The sequence below is a fragment of the Eggerthia catenaformis OT 569 = DSM 20559 genome, from assembly GCF_000340375.1.
GTDB lineage: Bacteria > Bacillota_I > Bacilli_A > Erysipelotrichales > Coprobacillaceae > Eggerthia > Eggerthia catenaformis.
This window is the reverse complement of sequence record NZ_KB446648.1, coordinates 156,172-174,386: the sequence shown is the minus strand read 5'-3', so window position 1 is coordinate 174,386 and position 18,215 is coordinate 156,172. Positions and strand designations below refer to the sequence as shown.

At 32.1% G+C, this 18,215-nt stretch carries 20 protein-coding genes; 1 reads left to right on the top strand and 19 read right to left on the bottom strand.

Annotation, left to right across the window (positions count from 1 at the left end):
- Nucleotides 1-35: 35 nt before the first annotated feature.
- From HMPREF9943_RS05640 to HMPREF9943_RS10360, 18 genes are all read right to left on the bottom strand, one after another.
- A complete protein-coding gene (locus tag HMPREF9943_RS05640) occupies nucleotides 36-500 on the bottom strand; it encodes a GNAT family N-acetyltransferase (protein ID WP_004802941.1) in 465 nt (154 codons plus the stop codon).
- A 68-nt stretch (nucleotides 501-568) separates the two neighbouring features.
- Nucleotides 569-2,650 carry a glutamine synthetase III family protein gene (locus HMPREF9943_RS05635; RefSeq protein WP_040402696.1) on the bottom strand — a complete coding sequence of 694 codons (2,082 nt, stop codon included), beginning with the start codon at nucleotides 2,648-2,650 and terminating at the stop codon, nucleotides 569-571.
- Nucleotides 2,651-2,769: 119 nt separating this feature from the next.
- Nucleotides 2,770-4,200: a PTS sugar transporter subunit IIC gene (locus HMPREF9943_RS05630; protein ID WP_004802937.1), complete on the bottom strand. Its 1,431-nt coding sequence runs from the start codon at nucleotides 4,198-4,200 to the stop codon at nucleotides 2,770-2,772.
- 178 nt (nucleotides 4,201-4,378) lie between these two features.
- Complete coding sequence (locus HMPREF9943_RS05625) at nucleotides 4,379-4,900, bottom strand: hypothetical protein (protein ID WP_004802933.1); 522 nt, start codon at nucleotides 4,898-4,900, stop codon at nucleotides 4,379-4,381.
- Between the two features lie 65 nt (nucleotides 4,901-4,965).
- Nucleotides 4,966-5,670 carry a GntR family transcriptional regulator gene (locus HMPREF9943_RS05620; protein WP_004802932.1) on the bottom strand — a complete coding sequence of 235 codons (705 nt, stop codon included), beginning with the start codon at nucleotides 5,668-5,670 and terminating at the stop codon, nucleotides 4,966-4,968.
- 57 nt (nucleotides 5,671-5,727) lie between these two features.
- A complete protein-coding gene (yfcE, locus tag HMPREF9943_RS05615) occupies nucleotides 5,728-6,273 on the bottom strand; it encodes a phosphodiesterase (RefSeq protein WP_004802930.1) in 546 nt (181 codons plus the stop codon).
- The gene (locus HMPREF9943_RS05610; protein ID WP_004802928.1) at nucleotides 6,270-7,025 is read right to left on the bottom strand and encodes an exodeoxyribonuclease III; all 756 of its coding nucleotides are present in this window, start codon (nucleotides 7,023-7,025) and stop codon (nucleotides 6,270-6,272) included. Before HMPREF9943_RS05610 ends, yfcE begins: the two co-directional genes overlap by 4 nt.
- An 86-nt stretch (nucleotides 7,026-7,111) precedes the next feature.
- Nucleotides 7,112-7,723 carry a GyrI-like domain-containing protein gene (locus HMPREF9943_RS05605; protein ID WP_004802925.1) on the bottom strand — a complete coding sequence of 204 codons (612 nt, stop codon included), beginning with the start codon at nucleotides 7,721-7,723 and terminating at the stop codon, nucleotides 7,112-7,114.
- Nucleotides 7,724-7,850: 127 nt separating this feature from the next.
- Nucleotides 7,851-8,864 (bottom strand): UDP-glucose 4-epimerase GalE, encoded by a 1,014-nt coding sequence (gene galE / locus HMPREF9943_RS05600; protein WP_004802923.1) that lies wholly within the window; start codon nucleotides 8,862-8,864, stop codon nucleotides 7,851-7,853.
- A gap of 9 nt (nucleotides 8,865-8,873) precedes the next feature.
- Entirely contained in the window at nucleotides 8,874-9,347 is a 474-nt protein-coding gene (locus tag HMPREF9943_RS05595; RefSeq protein WP_004802920.1) for a peptidylprolyl isomerase, read from the bottom strand.
- Nucleotides 9,337-9,624 (bottom strand): hypothetical protein, encoded by a 288-nt coding sequence (locus tag HMPREF9943_RS05590; protein ID WP_004802919.1) that lies wholly within the window; start codon nucleotides 9,622-9,624, stop codon nucleotides 9,337-9,339. Before HMPREF9943_RS05590 ends, HMPREF9943_RS05595 begins: the two co-directional genes overlap by 11 nt.
- 289 nt (nucleotides 9,625-9,913) lie before the next feature.
- Nucleotides 9,914-10,546: a DUF421 domain-containing protein gene (locus tag HMPREF9943_RS05585; RefSeq protein ID WP_004802917.1), complete on the bottom strand. Its 633-nt coding sequence runs from the start codon at nucleotides 10,544-10,546 to the stop codon at nucleotides 9,914-9,916.
- 357 nt (nucleotides 10,547-10,903) lie between these two features.
- The gene (locus tag HMPREF9943_RS05580) at nucleotides 10,904-11,764 is read right to left on the bottom strand and encodes an acyl-CoA thioester hydrolase/BAAT C-terminal domain-containing protein (protein ID WP_004802915.1); all 861 of its coding nucleotides are present in this window, start codon (nucleotides 11,762-11,764) and stop codon (nucleotides 10,904-10,906) included.
- Nucleotides 11,765-12,426: 662 nt separating this feature from the next.
- Nucleotides 12,427-12,651 (bottom strand): GNAT family N-acetyltransferase, encoded by a 225-nt coding sequence (locus HMPREF9943_RS10185; protein ID WP_004802913.1) that lies wholly within the window; start codon nucleotides 12,649-12,651, stop codon nucleotides 12,427-12,429.
- 269 nt (nucleotides 12,652-12,920) lie between these two features.
- On the bottom strand, nucleotides 12,921-13,142 hold the full coding sequence (locus tag HMPREF9943_RS05570) for a DUF3784 domain-containing protein (protein ID WP_004802912.1): 222 nt from the start codon (nucleotides 13,140-13,142) through the stop codon (nucleotides 12,921-12,923).
- Nucleotides 13,143-13,379: 237 nt separating this feature from the next.
- Entirely contained in the window at nucleotides 13,380-13,886 is a 507-nt protein-coding gene (locus tag HMPREF9943_RS05565) for a DUF2004 domain-containing protein (protein ID WP_004802910.1), read from the bottom strand.
- A gap of 15 nt (nucleotides 13,887-13,901) precedes the next feature.
- Nucleotides 13,902-14,366, bottom strand: coding sequence for a hypothetical protein (locus tag HMPREF9943_RS05560; RefSeq protein ID WP_004802909.1), 465 nt, complete (start codon nucleotides 14,364-14,366; stop codon nucleotides 13,902-13,904).
- 36 nt (nucleotides 14,367-14,402) lie between these two features.
- Nucleotides 14,403-14,534, bottom strand: coding sequence for a hypothetical protein (locus tag HMPREF9943_RS10360; RefSeq protein WP_004802907.1), 132 nt, complete (start codon nucleotides 14,532-14,534; stop codon nucleotides 14,403-14,405).
- Nucleotides 14,535-15,037: 503 nt separating this feature from the next.
- Between HMPREF9943_RS10360 and HMPREF9943_RS05550 the strand changes: the two genes are divergently transcribed.
- Nucleotides 15,038-17,104 (top strand): elongation factor G, encoded by a 2,067-nt coding sequence (locus HMPREF9943_RS05550; protein ID WP_004802906.1) that lies wholly within the window; start codon nucleotides 15,038-15,040, stop codon nucleotides 17,102-17,104.
- Between the two features lie 32 nt (nucleotides 17,105-17,136).
- Here the strand turns inward: HMPREF9943_RS05550 and HMPREF9943_RS05545 are convergent, their stop codons facing one another.
- Nucleotides 17,137-18,204, bottom strand: a complete 1,068-nt coding sequence (locus tag HMPREF9943_RS05545) for an acyltransferase (protein WP_004802904.1) — start codon at nucleotides 18,202-18,204, stop codon at nucleotides 17,137-17,139.
- Nucleotides 18,205-18,215: the final 11 nt, after the last annotated feature.

Below are 18,215 nucleotides of genomic sequence, written 5' to 3'. Positions count from 1 at the left end.
TCTGTTTTTATTTCCATGGAAATAAAAACAGAAGACTATAAAGTCTTCTCCATAATATAGCGAACAATACGTACACCTCGCATTTCATTTACATATTCTTCCAACATGACATATCCTAAACTCTCAAAAAATGGTAACGATGAAATTGTAGAAATAGTATTGATTCTCTCATTGCCTTTCTTTCTTGCATAATTTTCAAGCTCATTCACAAGCTTGGTTGCAATTCCTTCTCTTACATGATCTTTATCTATATATAAGCGATCTAAAAAGCCGGTTTGTCCAATATTTCCAAACCCTATAATAGTATCCTGATTATCTACTGCAACAAGTGTATGATTCTTATTAAGCTGTGTTTCCCAATGATAAACATTAGGTTTACCAGGTGCCATAGCATCCAGCTGTTCTTCTGTATAATCATTCGCATTAATACTATGTACCGTGTCATAATACAGGCTCATTATCTTTTCAAGATCATTTATTTTATATAGTCTGATTTTCATGTTAACCACCCCGTGTGACTATTATATCAAATCATATAGAAAAAGAAAAGAAAGGTTACTTTCTTTTCTTAAAGACCAAACATTAAATCTATATAATCCGGCATTGGCCAGTCTCCCTTAGCTACTATCGTCTCTAAATGATCCGCTGTTTTTCTTAATGCTTTCATTGCAGGAATCACACGATCTCGATAAGCTAAAGATGCTTTTTCTATTTCTGATTCATCAAATGATTTTGCATAAGTTAATTCCTGATACAAATCTTCCATTTGTGCTCTCATTGTTGAGGCATGTTCACTTAAATCAACAAGATCTCTTAAGATAAATTCATTATCAAGATTGAGTGCCGCTAAACCTTTTGCATCCTCAGTGACCTGACCAATATATCTTAAAACAGCCGGATATATTTCACTCTTTGCCATCTTATAAGCAGTTCCGGCTTCTACTGAAATAGTTTTAATATAATTATCTAAAATAATCTCATAGCGTGACTCTATTTCTACCTTAGAATAAATATTCTGATGTTCTAATAATGAGATATTCTTTTCAATTCTCAATGCCTTAGCAGCATCTACAGTATTCTTATAATTAGGAAGACCTCTCTTAGCTGCTTCTTCTTCCCATTGCTGCGAATAACCATCACCATTAAAAATAATTCTCTGATGTTCGCTAATAAATTTTTTGATAATATCCATAATACTCATCCCGGAATCAATAAGATCACTCATTTCTTCCATTTCCTGAGCAAAAATAGTATTAAGCATCGTATTAGCATTAGAAATAGACTGTGCTGAACCAACAGCTCTAAATTCAAACTTATTACCTGTAAAAGCAAATGGAGATGTTCTATTACGATCAGTTGTATCTTTAGAGAAGGTTGGAATAACACTGACTCCCGTCTTAAATCTTTCACCGGGTAAGTGACTATTATGAGAATTATTAATAATATTGCTAACAACATCATCTAATTCTTCACCTAAGAAAATAGAAATAATTGCAGGCGGTGCTTCATCAGCACCCAATCTATGATCATTGCCGGCACTGGCAGCTGTTAATCTTAATAAGTCAGCATACTCATCAATACCTTTAATAGTGCAAGCAAGCTGTGCTAAAAATGGTATATTGCTAAGAGGGTCTTTACCGGGATTCATAAGGTTTATTCCTGTATCCGTAGATACAGACCAGTTATTATGCTTACCGCTGCCATTAACACCGGCAAACGGCTTTTCATGAAGCAAACATCTTAAGCCGTGCTTTTTAGCAATATCTTGAGCAAGCTGCATTAATAAATGATTATTATCAGCAGTAATATTCACAATCGAATAAACACAAGCAACTTCATGCTGAGCAGGAGCTACCTCATTATGCTTAGTTTTTGAAGGAATACCATATTTCCATAATTCATGATCAAGGTCAGTCATAAAAGCATTCACTTTTCTTTTTAAAGAACCAAAATAATGATCCCCCAATTCCTGCCCTTTTGGTGCCATAGCACCATAAAGAGTTCTACCGGTAAGCTTTAAGTCCATTCTTTTCTGATAGTATTCGTCAGGAACAAGGAAATATTCCTGTTCTGCCCCAACTGTTGCTTTGACATGTTTTACATCATCTAATCCAAGTTTTGGAAGAAGTCTTAAAGCTGATTTCTCTAAAGCATCACAGCTTCTTAATAGCGGTGTTTTTTCATCTAAAGCATCTCCGGTATAGGAACAAAATAATGTCGGTATATATAATGATCCATTTCTTACAAAAGCTGACGATGTACAATCCCAGCTGGTATAACCTCTAGCTTCAAAAGTAGAGCGAATCCCACCACTTGGAAAAGAAGAAGCATCAGGTTCTCCTTTTCTCAGTGTCTTACCGCTAAACTCTAAAACTGCACCACCATCACTCGGTTCTAAAAAAGCATCATGCTTTTCAGCAGTTAAGCCGGTCAATGGCGTAAACCAGTGTGTAAAATGGGTTGCACCATTTTTAATTGCCCAAATTTTCATAGCATTAGCAACAACAGTCGCACATTCCTTAGTCAGAGGCTCTCCCTTATCTAAAGACTCATGAAAAGCTTTGTAAGCAGATTTAGGAATTCTTTCCTTCATTACATCATCACTAAAGGTCAGACAGCCATATTCTTTTAATAAGTCATCCATCTCCATTTTCATATCCCCCTCTATATGTGCTTATTATAGCTATATTTTATTCTATCGTCTATCATTATTTTTATAGATGCTTAATAAAAAAAGAAGAGTGAGAAATCACTCTTCTTATATCAATTCTATTCAGCTGCTGCCTGCTTGTTCTGATAAGATTCATAAGCAATCAGGAATGGGATGTATACAACTACAGAAACTGCAACAACAATTAACTGAGAAATTGCACCCATAATATTACCGCCTGTAGCTAAGAATCCTAAGATTACCGGTGGCATTGTCCAAGGTACTTCTATTACGATCTTTGGACAGAATCCTGAAGAAACTAATATCCAACCAACAATCATAGTGATAACCGGAGCAAAGATAAATGGAATGTCTAGGATTGGGTTCAATACTAGAGGGATACCAAATGTCATAGTTTCATTAATATTGAATAAACCTGGAACTACAGAGATACCGGCAATAGTTCTGTTATCTTCACGTCTACTGAAAATGAAGATAGCGATTACTAAACCGATTGTAACACCTGAACCACCGAATTCAGCAAACATCTGTAACATAGTTAAGTTCATTACATTAGGAATTGCCTGTTTAGATGTATAAGCTGCTACGTTAGCATATAATAATGGTCTAAAGATTGGTTCTTTAACAGCTGCTAACATGTTGTTACCATGGATACCTACGCACCAGAATAACATGATAATAACATACATAATACATACTGCGATGATATTATCACCAACTAATTTTTGTAACGGAGCCTGCACTGAATTATAAATTAAAGCATTTAATTCAGCCTTAGTTACCAACTGACAAATTAATCCGATTGCACCGATTACGATACAAGTTAAAGCTGTAGGAATTAAAACCTCGAATGCTTTAGCTACCCCTGGAGGTACCTGTTCAGGCATTTTGATTTTTAATGCATCATTTTTACGGAATAAGTTATAGATTTCAAGACCGACAATAGCAACAATTAAACCGGTGAATAAACCAGTTGCACCTGTATAGCTGCTAAAAATACCGCTCCATGAGAAGTTACCGCCATTAACCTCAGTTAATGGTGAAGCCGGATTAAGAGCATTGAAATCTTTAACAATCTTACCAAAATCAATGTATTGTGTTAAAGATAACCCAATATTCTTACCTGCCTTATCAACACCACTGATAGCTAAAGAAGTGATGTTAGCAGATGTTGGAGTAACCATTAACCAAAGAATGAAACCTAATAATGCAGGATAAGCACCAGTTTCACCATTTGCATTAGCAATTTCCTGAGCTAATAACATAGTTACACCAATAGTAATACAAGAAATAGTAGCATACTGCATAGCACTAAAGATTGGATTAAGCACTTCTAAAGCCATAATAGGTTTCCAAAGAGCTCCTAACCCTGTGCTACTGTTTACTAATACATTTGTCCATAATACACCAATCGCACCTGTAATAGTGGCTGGCATAAAGTTCTGGAATGCATTTTTGATAGCATTTAAGTACTTGTTTTGACCAAATGCAGCACCAACGCGTCCCAATGTGTCAGCAAAAGCGTCCATATAAAATTTTTCCTCCCTTTGAAATATTTTCGACATAATCAGTATATGTCTTTTACATTTAAAAGTCAATACCTTTTCATTAAAAGTACCATACTTTTAAAATACAATGATTATAACAATATAATTTAATTTCAAGAATCTGAAAATGCTTACATTTCAACCTAAAAAAAGAAGCTTTTTAAGCTTCTTTCTGACTATTTTTCTCACTTTTTTTTCTTCTTTTTCTCTCACGCTTTTCAATTGAACGATGAATATCAGTATATGCTGAAACACTACAATGAATACGCTTGTTCTCAGATAATACAGCACCTACAAAATCAAGTGGTGAATGAGGATAGAAACAAAAACGCTTTTTTGTATCCATATAGATTTCAATCGCATGTGGACGAGTAATCAGATCCGCAAGTCTTGGAACCGGATCAGTAATAATCTCCGCTTTCATCAAATCAATAATTTTATCTTTATAAAGTCTTTTCTTCATAACAATCTGTTTATTTCCTACCACATAAGCATAAGGACGACATCCTAAAAAATAATAAAGTATAGCTAAATCAAAGATAAACAGAACAATCATCTGAACTGATGTCAAGTTTTTTGTACCATTTAAATAATCCGCCAAAAATAGAATACTGGATAATATAACTACTATTAGAAAAATTCCTACCGCTAAATTTGGCTTTGCTTTAAATTTCTGTTCCATAGAGATTTCCTTTCTTACAACAATTAGTAATTATACATTAATAATTCCATGAACACAATAACTCTTTATCCATTCACAAAAATTGTCTGAAATTCATAATGTGCATAATGATAACGTGATAATGTATATTCAAAGATAGTATTATTGCTTAGATAAGCAACCTGTTCTTCCTGTATATAAGGTTCATTTTCCTTCAAGCCAAGAAAATCCTGTTCCAGACTTGTAGATAAGGCACTGCTAATACTTATATGACAGCTTTGAAGCTTAAGATTAAGTTCTTTTGAAATATAATCATAGATTGAGCCTTTAAGAATCTGAATCTTCAGATTGGGTATCTGATTCAAAGGAATATAAGATATATCAATCAAATAAGGTTTACCATCTACATATCTATTACGAATGATATGATAAACAAAATCTCCTATCTCTATCTGTAATTTACCGGCAAGAAATTCATCACAGGGAATCACTTCAAACTCAATGACATCACTGCTAACCTTACTTGTTTCAAATCTCTTTGTCAGACTTCTGTTAAAGATTGAATTCGGCTTATCATCTAAGCTAATATCCTTAATAAAGGTGCCTGCTCCTCTTCTTCTAATAATAAGACCTTCTTTAACTAGAATATCCAAAGCTTTTTTCATTGTTTCTTTATTACAATGATAATTGACACATAAAACATACTCATAAGGGAGCTTTGTACCGATAGGATATTCATGCGTCATAATTTTATCTCTTATTTTATCTGCAATCTTCTTATACTTAGGCATACTCTCCCCTCCATATATAAAAATACCATACTTTTAAATATGTTTCACGGGATTTTTTTATTTTTTAATATTTAATCTATTAATTTCTTGTTTATCTATATTATAAAGAATAAATGTTTCATTTTCGTAAATAATAAAACTCTTCTCTCCCTTTTTAGGTAAAGAAATCGAATTAGGATTAACTTTATAATAATTATTTTCTTTAATTAGTACCGGAATGTGATAATGTCCATAAATATAAACATCTCCCTTATTTAAATAAGGAAAATGATTCTCATCATATAAATGTCCATGAGTTATAAAAAAATTATGTCCATCACAGTTTAATAATAAATAATCACTGCGTATTGGGAAATCTAAGACCATCTGATCAACTTCAGCATCACAGTTTCCTCTTACAGCAATAATTTTATCCTTATATTTATTTAACAAAGGAATACATTTTTTAGGAGCATATCCTTTAGGTAAATCATTTCTTGGTCCATGATAAAGAATATCTCCTAAAATAATAAGCTTATCAGGATGTTCTTCATCAAAATAATCTATCACTCTTTTCAAATCATCATAAGAACCATGTATATCAGAAATAATCATCAGTTTCATAAGCTGATCTCCAATCCTACAGGACAATGATCACTACCAAGAATATCACTGTAAATATAGGCATCTTTAAGTTTATCTTTTAATCTTTCACTGGTAATAAAATAATCAATACGCCATCCGGCATTTCTTTCTCTTGCTTTAAACATATAACTCCACCATGAGTAAGCGTCCGTCTGATCAGGATAAAAATAACGAAAAGTATCGATATATCCATGACTTAATAACTGTGTCATTTTTTCTCTTTCTTCATCAGAAAAACCGGCATTCTTATGATTTGACGATGGATTCTTTAAGTCTATTTCCTGATGAGCAACATTCAGATCACCACATAATATGACAGGCTTTGTTTTATTTAGCTTATCCAGATAAGCTAAGAAATCATCTTCCCATTTCATGCGATAATCTAATCTAGCTAACTCTCTTTTACTGTTTGGTGTATAACAGCCAACAAAATAAAAATGATCGAATTCTAATGTCAATACTCTTCCTTCCTGATCATGCTCTTTAATATCTATACCATAATAAACATGATTAGGCTTAATCTTAGTCAGTATAGCGACACCGCTATATCCTTTTTTTACTGCACTGTTATAAAAAGCATGATATTCAGGAAAATCTAAAACAATCTGATCAACCTGAGCCTTAGTTTCCTGTAATGCGAATATATCAGCATTAATCTTTTTAAAAGAATCTTCAAACCCTTTTGTCAGACAGGCTCTGATTCCATTGACATTCCATGATGCTAATAACATAATAATCCTCCTTGATAATCTTTATTTTACTAAAAAACATTCTATTAATAAAGCAATACCAATTAAAAAAACTCTTACGAGTTTCTTTAATTTCTTTCCTTAATTGCATATCTTACAATAGTCTTTAATTTCTCTTCCGGCACCTTAGCAGGATCATTCAAATAAACCTCATGATGAAAGCCAACAAGCTTCATATTCTGAATAGTGATAAATTCCATAATCTGTGTTGTTGTATGAATTTCTTCATTATATGCTCCTTTATGAAGCATCTGAACACATTCACCTTCTGTATACCTTTTAAGATATACATCAACAATATAAGGATTATCTTTCTTATTGGCAGCTGACTGTTTAATGATTTCAAATGTTGACTCATCCAATAATTTAGGCTGTGCCATCATTAAAGTGAACTTAATCATTTTCTTTCTTGTAACATCAAAACGAGAATTATCATACGTATCCCAAAGACCTTCCAGAGGGGAAATTAAATAAAGAAGATCTTTTTCTTTCTTAAAGTATTCTCTTATTTCCTGAGACATTATGCGTAAGGCTTCGCTTTTTAATCTGAATTCTTCAACTTTTGGATTTCCTATTCCATCAATCATAATAAAATTGAATTCAGGTACATTCACAATATCAATTTTCTTAGTAGAAGCATCATATTGTTTTTTGTATTCTCTACGGATTCCTTCCTTCATGTTTAAACCTCCAACACTTTAATTATATGTGATTTTTTATCTAATATCTACATTTTTAGAAAAATAATAAATATTTTTGATTATTTTAGGATAAAATATCCAAAAACAAAACAGGAGGTATCTCCTGTTAGTCTCTATAGCCATTAGGATTATTCTTTTGCCAGTTCCATGAATCCCGACACATATCTTCTAAATGACGTTTAGCTTTCCAACCTAATACTTTCAATGCTTTATCAGCATTACTATAGCATACAGCTAAATCTCCTTCACGTCTAGGACCCATTTCATATTTTAATTTTAGATTATTGGCTTTTTCAAATGCATGTACAATATCTAATACAGAATAAGGTGTTCCGGTTCCTAAATTAATAATATCTGTTCCTTTTCTTGTTTTTGCATATTCAACAGCCTTAACATGTCCATCAGCTAAATCCATAACATGAATATAATCTCTCTGGCATGTACCATCAGGAGTTGGATAGTCATTACCAAAAATTGTTAAATGATCTCTTTTACCAACTGCCGTCTGAGAAATATAAGGCATCAGATTATTAGGAATACCTTGTGGATCTTCTCCTATTCTTCCTGATGGATGAGCACCAATCGGATTAAAATAACGTAATAAGATAACACTTAATTCTTTATCAGCAGAACTGGCATCGGATAAAATCTGTTCCATCATCCATTTTGTCCATCCATATGGATTAGTACATACACCTTTTCTAACATCTTCATATAATGGTGATACATTATCACCATAAACAGTAGCTGAAGAAGAGAATACAATATTATGAACATCATTGTCTCTCATAACTTCTAATAATGAAAGAGTTGTATCAATATTGTTACGATAATATTCAATAGGCTTTTGAACAGATTCACCTACCGCCTTTAATCCGGCAAAATGGATAACACAATCAATCTTATTTTCTTTAAAAATCTTATCCATCGCCTGATTATCTTTTACATCAGCTTCATAATGCTTAATCTTCGTGTTTGTTAGCTGTTCAACTCTTAATATAGCTTCTTCACAGCTATTATCATAGTTGTCAACAATAATTGCTTCATGTCCTGCTTCTATAAGAGCTAAAGCTGTATGAGAACCAATATAGCCAGCTCCTCCTGCTAATAATATCTTCATATTCTTCTCCTAATATATTGTAATATCTTTAATAATCTGAGGATTATATGGACAGTCTCTAAAATCTCTCTTCTCATCAACAATATTATCAATCACATCTAATCCTTCTAAAACTTTACCAAAAGCTGCATACTGTCCATCTAAATGAGGTGCATCAGCATGCATAATAAAAAACTGAGAAGATGCACTATCAAGAATCATTGTACGAGCCATAGATAGAACACCTCTAGTATGTTTTAAATTATTCTTTACACCATTTGATGCAAATTCACCCTTAATAGGGTCAGCAGACTTAGCCTGCATATTTTTATCTACGCCACCTCCCTGAATCATAAATCCGGGAATAACTCTATGAAAAATTAATCCCTGATAGAAATGCTGATTACATAAATTTACAAAATTTTCAACTGTTAAGGGAGCAATGTCAGGATAAAGCTCTCCTGTCATTACTGAGCCATTTTCCATTTCAATTTTAAAGTTCATCCTCTTTCTCCTCATCATGTACTTCAATCCGCTTTACTTTTTTTCTAGCAAGCCTGATTCTAATAATAAAGAAAATAATAACTAAAATAAATAATCCCAAAAAGATCTTAAATATATCTTCCATCTGTTTAAAATTAAATGCTAATCCGACAGTCAGACATAACCCGATAATATTCATAGCACCTACTAATTTATATTTAGAATCATATAAAAAATTCAAAGCAAAAGCATTAACTGCAAATAATCCTAACAATAATGCAATTCCTGTATAATCCATAGCATTCATCTCCTAACCAGAACCATTCTATCACAGACAAGGTATTTTTTCATTATTTTCTTTTATAGACATTATAATTTTATCCATCTAAAATCATTCATATTATCCAATATTAATTTATGAACATCATCGTTATTTCTTAATTCAATTTTATTATTCTTAATAGATATATCATACCGGTGACCATATCTTTTCCTCAACTGATTCAGCCGGATAAAACTTCATTTTATCTTCTCCTTAAAATTTTTCTGAAATATATAACCCGTCATAAATAACATAAAAGAAAATTCTAATGATAGAGTATCAATGTCAGCTTGCTATCGACATACTCCCCCAAAAATATCTCGCTGTATTTACTTACTCCCTGTTTTTCCATTTCTTTTAAAAGCCATTCCTCATCCCTGCCTATTACAGTTAAAATATCCGTTTGCAATTGTCCATCCGTTATCAATGGAAATTTTGGATTTTCTTCTCCTTCCTGAATAATGATTAATTGACCATCTTGTTCCACTACTGCTCTTTTTACTTTTTTTGTCGAGTAAATATTATCCGTTCGAAGCTTAAAAGATACATCATGAGCAGATAAGCCCGCTTTTTTACAATTATCAATATTAACTTCACCATTATCAATAATTATTAATGCTTTACCATCTATTAACTGTTTTGCTTTCACACTATGTTTTTTAATCCATTTTAAGACCAGTACCAGTGCACACCAGATACATAAGATACAAATATAATCCAGTATTTGAATATCATTATTATAAATAACTCCTCCAATAATACCGCCAAGCACATAATTCTGTACCTGATCACTAGCAGATGATGGTGACAAGTTTCCTTTTCCTGAAATATTTATTATCATTATTAAAGCCAAAAAACCGATTACTAATTTTATTGTGACTAATATAAATGCATTCATAAATTCTCCTTTTATATTTAATTCCAGTCTAAAAAACAAATTAATTCCATATTTTATATAGTATACCTGCTTATAAAGCAGTAATTGCAGCAATGACGCCAAATATTACGCCCGGTATATTTGTTATCACAAGAGGCCAGTCTATTTTCTTTTGAAAAAAGCCATAGCTGACCCATAAAGTACAATTTATTGCAGCAACCATAGGCTACAAAAAACACTTTTAACCCCATGTATATTATTCATTATTTGTGGAAAATAGGATATATACATAAACATAGCAGTACATATTGCTACCTATCCCATAATTTTAAGTGTTTTTTGATTCACAACTTTACCTTCTTTCTAAATTTAATATTCTTATTTCCATTCTTCATGCACCCAATTTATAAGTTCTTTCTTCAAATTCTCCCTTTCATTTGCACATGCCGCCATATTATTTCTTTCAGACTTGAATGCAAGCTTATATATAAATGGCAGCTTTGTTAATAGGGCATGACTCATATTTTTATAAGCAACATGTTTATACTTATATGAATAATTTATTTTCTTCAATTTATTTTCAATATACATTGCATAGTCATAAGAAGGCCATACAGTATCATTCTTTGATGAGAACATCAGTATCGGAGCTTTTATATTTTCTATTTTTATAAGACTATCCGGGGTAATGTCTTTATCTTTATTAAAACTAATGATATGCAGCTCTCTATATTCTCTAAGTATTCTAAGAATATCGAATGTTCTCGATTTATATGGAGCATAAGGCAGTTCTTTTCCTCTATAGCTCCAGCAGGATGTTCCGGACGGTCTTTTATCTTTTTTCCTGCCTATCAATCCCTCACTGACAAAATATGATGGAACACGTACAATAACACAGGAAATATCAGAAAACATGGATGCTGCCACCAATGCTATTTCACTTCCTTTTGATGTACCGTCAATTCCGATTTTCTTATAGCCTTTCTTCTTAAGCCACTCTATAGCATTTTCTATATATTCAACAGGAACTCTATCTAAAAAAGGCTGTGTCCCTTTTGTACCAAACAAAGCAAGTGCCAGTGCCGGAATTCCGTTCTGATTATAAAATGCTGCACATTGCCTTGTAATCTTCATTCCCCCATTAGAACCTGACATCACTATCAGCGCTTTATTCTTACTCCCATTTCCGGGAAACAGTATTCCTTCAAACCTGTCATCTTTTACACATGTTTTTATCATTAAACAACAACATCCCTTAATAAATAAAATATATCAATTAATTTTTAAATACAATAGAATTGTCTTTTCCATCTATCATATTTTACATTAACCCTCTTTTCTTTGTAAGTATAATCGGTGTTATTATAGCACAATTATTAAATTCAATCATTATCTGCCATAATTTTATTTTCTCTTGCTGGTATTAAAAGAAGCAGATCCTCACTCCGCTTCTTTTAATCATTCATATCTAATTTAATTTCTTCTGATTATACGGCACTCGTCATACAATTTTATAAACTATATCCGGATTCATACTGATTCTTCAAAATCTTCTCCATCTTTCAATTGATTTTCTATAGACATTTGATATTCTTGCCATATATCGTCTCCTTTGGCTTTGGATTATATTATTTTGCATCTGTCTAACAATTTTTTTCCTCTCTAAAGCCGGAAAACCGTTTATAAAGCAATTTTATATTACAAAACCATTTCCTTTAATATGATGCAGACTGCTTCTCATTGACTTCCATGATCCCCGGTAAAGCTTGTTTCATTTTATTCAGCCAAGAACTAACAAATAATTACCGAATAAAATAAGATCGGATATTCTGAAATAAATTCAAAAGCGATCTGGTCACCAAGTGAAAATCCCACTAAAAGTGCTTTTTCACCAAGGGCTTTTATAAAATCACTTCCATTTGTATTTCTTTCACAATCATACTCATTTTCTCATAAAATGCTTTGGCTCTCTCATTGCCTTTCCATACATTAAGCATAACATCATAACAGCCTTTTTCTTTCGCAAATGTAAGCACATGCTTATAAATTTTTGTTCCGATCTGCCGTCTCCGGACATTCTGATCAACACAAAGATCATCTATGAATAGTGTGCTAAATTGATACATATTAGTACTAAATGGCTATTCTAAAAAAGCACAGAAAACATATCCTATGACATCATCATTATCATCTACAGCAACAAAAACCGGTTTTGTATCATCATTAAATTTTTCTATCAGCTGATCACTTGTGTACTTTGTTGTTCCGGAAATATCCGGACAAATCCGGGAATGAATATCAAGAACCTCACTTAAGAGTTTCAGTACTTTTCCCGTATTTTTTCTTTACCCGTCTAATATTCATAATAATTTTCCTTTTTGCAGGAAGACTCTTATCAGTCGAATATTACCAAGGCCATTCCTGCAATCAAGATTGAAATACCTAAAACAAACTCTATAATCCCCACACGTCTTGCATAATTCTCATCTTTTCTTCCTGACTTAAAATCCTCCTCAAAGCCATTTATTAATGAATACTTTTTTTGAAAGAAAATAAGATAGCCAAATACTGAAGAAGTCAATCCAAGTCCAACAGCAAGTATTTTTAATAGCATCATCCTTTTACCTCCATAAATTCTAATCATCATTCAATAAGCTGAAAACTGTGCAGCCACTTGCCGGCTTCCGGCATTATCAACATATCACTAAATAATATCCCGACTATGATATTTTTTTAACATCTATATATGTATAAATAACAGTATTATATACTATCTGTCCTTTAATAAAGCATCTTATAACAGATAGCATATTCATGTTTTCTCTCCTACAAGTTAGGTATTGTTTTATTTAAATCAGCTTTCATGTGCTATAGCAGTTATCTGCTTCTCTAAATCGAAATAAATAACCATCAGTTCATCTGTCAGCTCCGGATTAAAACTTAAATCCATAACAAAAATCTGCCGCTGTGATTCACTGTCAACAAGACTGCCAAAACGTCTGATTTGTAAGAAATCCGCCATTTCTATAAATGAAATAGCAGATGGCTTGTCTATATCAAATAATCTTACTGCAATATCAGATTCTATTCCATCTCTATGAAACTCCATAAAATATAAAACAGTCTCGTAATATTTATTTTTCTTGTCTGCCAGTATCTTTTTTAAACAGTCTTTAGCTGTTTTTAATAATATATCTATTTCATCTATCATTGAAGCTACAATCCCCATCGCCTTATCATCTGAAGTCAGTTCTTCTTCAACATCAAAATAGAAAGACCAATTTGTCTCCTCCGGAGATAAGAAAATCTCTTCACCCTTCTCATATTTAATGGCCGGATATTTATGACTATTCAGATACACTTTAGTTTTCCTCTCTTATAAGCCTTTTTTGAAGAATTTCTTAAATTCTGAAACTTCAGAACCGGATTGAGTAATAGCTACCGAATATTTCGCTCCTTTAGCTATACCGGGCTCATACGTGACCGGTACAAACTGAAATGAAATTTCCGAGTTACCTGCCATACAATATCCCAGTGAAGATTTAATAGAACTTCCATTCTCTTTATTAAATATAAATGCCTCACCATATCCCGTTAAATCCGAATCAACAGGAATAACCACAACTTCCCCTTCTTTGTACCCTACAATAAAATTACTATGTTTTGTAATCTTAACAACAACAGCATTAGTAAAGTTTTCCATATGACAATAAATCAATTTATATTCATCACCATTAGGAACACAGTTATTAAATATTTCTCTCATTCTTGCTTTATTCTTTCTGTTTTCCTCATCAGTAGCTCCCAAAAAAGCTTTTTTAGCTAAATCCATAAGTCCCATTTCTATATTCTCCTTTATTTTTAATCTATATAAATTTTAATCATTGAACTGATATTTGTCCATATCAAAAAATAAGACATTAATATCTATAATATGCTTTTTTCTTTCATCGGTTAAATTCTCAATAAATATATACCATTCATAGGGATATCCGCCAACAAATCCCATTTTTTCTATCCTGCCTGATAGAGACTTTTAATCCATAAATACAGTTTATTATTACCTCAAAGCCTCATTAGGCCAGAACCTGATTTTTATATATAATATCTATATTTTTCATTTACAGTCACCTGAATAAACTATATTATTATTCATCTGATTCTCCTACATAAAAATGATAATAACTCAAAGTCTATTATATTTTTTAATAATTTATCGCTGATATTAGAGCCATCTATTTTAACTTAATTCTATTATTATCTATTTACCATTTAATTAATCAAAAAAGAAACTTATTTTAAGATTCTACTTTAAAGAATGCTGATATAATCCGTTATTCTTTCCTGCAGCAGCTGCTTTTTTATTATTATTTTATAAAATATTTCTTTATCAGAATATTATTATTAAGTTTCCATAAATGATATTAAATTTTAATGGTAGCGTTTTCTTTTGTTTTAATATGTGATAAAATAGCATCATGAAGTCTTTTTTAAATAAAGGAGCGTGATTATATGAGAGACTATCACTCTACTGAATTAGGCAATGTCGCAGTCCTCGGACACTCTGGAAGCGGGAAAACCAGCGTCATTGAAGCTATGGCTTATCGCTGTGGAAGGATAAGCCGTGTAGGAAATGTTAAGGACGGAAATACTATTTCCGACTATGATGATGAAGAAATCAGGAGACAATCTTCCATTTCTCTTACTGTTATTCCTCTAGAATGGAATAATATTAAGATAAATCTTCTGGATACACCCGGCGCATTTGATTTTCAGGGTGAAACAGAAGCTGCTTTGCATGTTTCTGAAAGTGCCGTCATTGTTGTTCCGGCTACAAAAGGATTAACAACCGGAACAAAACAAGCTATGTATAAAGCACATGATAAAGCACGGATAATCTATATTAACAATATTGATTATCCAAATAATAGCTATCATGAAAAACTGAAAGAACTGCAAGAAACTTATGGTCGTGTCATTGCACCTATTCAGGTGCCGATGATGGAAGGCACAAAAATGATTGGCTATGTTAATGTGGCTAAAATGGAAGGACGTTTATTTAAGGATGGTATGACTCATCCATGTCCTATTCCTGAAGATATGATGAATGAAATTAAACCTGTAAAGGATATGATTGATGAAGCTGTAGCCAATACAAGTGATGAGTTATTAGAAAAATATTTAGCTGAAGAGCCTTTTACTAAAGAAGAAATATCACTGGCATTAAGACAAGGTGTTATGAGTCATTCTTTAATTCCTGTTTTATGTGGTACAGATACAATAGGTATTAGTATTTTATTAAATTCTATTGTTTCTTTCTTCCCGGCTGCCGGTGATACTTATAATTCTTATATTGCTTATAATACTCAAAGCGGTGATGAAGATATTATTGGCTTTAATGAAGATCTTCCTGCAAGCCTGTTTGTCTTTAAGACAATTGCTGACCCTTTTGTAGGTCATATATCTATCTTTAAAGTATTAACAGGTCATTTATCAGCTAATATGTCTTTAATAAATCGCCGTAATGGACGTGAAGAGCATCCAAGTAAGCTTTATACTATATTTGGTAAATCATTGGATGAAGTGTCCGTTTTACATGCCGGTGATATTGGAGCAGTCATGAAACTTGATGATACACGTACAAATGATGTCTTATCTGTTCCTAATTATCCAATAACTATTGATCCGATTAAGTTTAGTCAGTCTTATTATGGACAGGCTATTAAGCCGGTTGGAAAAGCTAATGAAGAGAAAATTTCAGAAGCTTTGGGACGTTTATTAGAAGAGGATCCAACATTAAGATTTGAAACAAATGCTGAAACAGGACAGCAATGTTTATATGGTATCGGTGATATTCATTTATCTTCTGTAGTATCCAGATTAAAGAATAAGTTTAAAATTGATGTTGCCTTAGAAGAAATCATTATTCCTTATCGTGAAACTATTCAGGGAGAAGTCACTCATAGAACAAAATATAAGAAACAATCAGGCGGTCATGGACAATATGGAGATGTAGAGATTAAATTTGAACCATCTCATGATTATTCAAAGCCTTATATCTTTGAAGAACAGGTTTTTGGAGGCGCAGTTCCTAAAAGCTATTTCCCGGCTGTAGAAAAAGGATTAATCGAAGCTACAAAACATGGTGTTTTGGCTTCATACCCTGTACTGGGATTAAAAGCGACTCTTTTAGATGGAAGCTATCATTCAGTAGATTCGAGCGAACAAGCTTTTAAAACAGCTACTATTATGTGTTTCAAAGAAGCACTTGTAAAAGCTAAGCCTGTATTATTAGAACCATATGTTACTATTCATACATACTGTGAAGAAACTTATTTAGGTGATATCATGAGTTATTTCAATAAGCATCGTTCACGTGTTATCGGACAGGAAATACTTAATGACGGATTAATGAAAATAACTGCTGAAGCACCTCAGGTAGAAATTATGAAATATGCGGTCGATTTACGTTCTATTACTCAAGGACAGGGCTATTATGATCAAAAATTCTTGGATTATGAATATATGGATAAAACTTTAGAAAAGAGAGTCATTGAAGCTCATAAAAAAGAAGATTAAGAGGAGGGACAAATTGTCCCTCCTCTTTTTTATTATAGTGCTGTTAATTTTGAAAGCACCGATACTTTATTTACAATCCATGTCATCATCAGACAAAAAATAATAGTTATGCCATAAATAATAAAACGATGATTGATCATCAGTTCCGGACGTAGTGCTTTGATTACATTCACCAGCAACTTATGATAGATATAGAATACAAAAGTATTTTTACCAATATAAACTAAAAGCTTGGATGCAACATTACTATCAGCCTTAAAATCCGAGGTAATCGCAAACCATCCTAACATGATAAAAAAAGTACAGATAGTCCCGTAATTAAAAGTCTGATTATAGACTTTTAAATCATGAAAACTTATAAATAAACCATATCCCCAGGCTGTCAGCCATGCTAAAATACCTGTTATAATAATAAGTTTCTTTCTTTTGATAATCTCATCATAATAATGATAAACCATTCCTCCAAAACAAAAGAATAGAATATATGGTTCTCTTATAAAAGCAAATCTTTTAATCATTTGAATCATTTCAAAATAAGAAGGTGCATCATCATAAATATAAATAATATTTCCTAATAAATCTAATGTATTAAGCCCAATATTGACAATAAAAAGCATTATAAAAAAGTATTGAAACAAACGAAAATCATTCTTATAAACATACCATAAAATAGGAAAAATCAGATATACGCCAAAGAGCCATTGCAGAAACCATAATCCCCCTGTATAGGTACTTTTTCCTCCTGTTTCAAAAATATAGACAAAAAAATCAGAGATACCGGTTGATGACCATGCATTTCTTACACTAATTCCAACAATCGTATAAACAACTGCCCAAAATAAGAATATACCAAATAATTTTGCACATTTCTTTAGATGCTTATCTAAATCAAAAGATGATTTCCTTAACATAAGAAATCCATTAATAGTAACAAAAATAGGAACTCCCTCTGAAAGAAGCCTTCCCCCATATTGAAACATTCTAGTAATGGATCTATGCTCTATGAAATTAATATGCCATAGTGGTATATGCAAAGAAATAACCATCAAAATGGCGATTGCTTTCATTAGATCCAAACCATCATATCTTTTCTTTTCCATCCTATTAATCA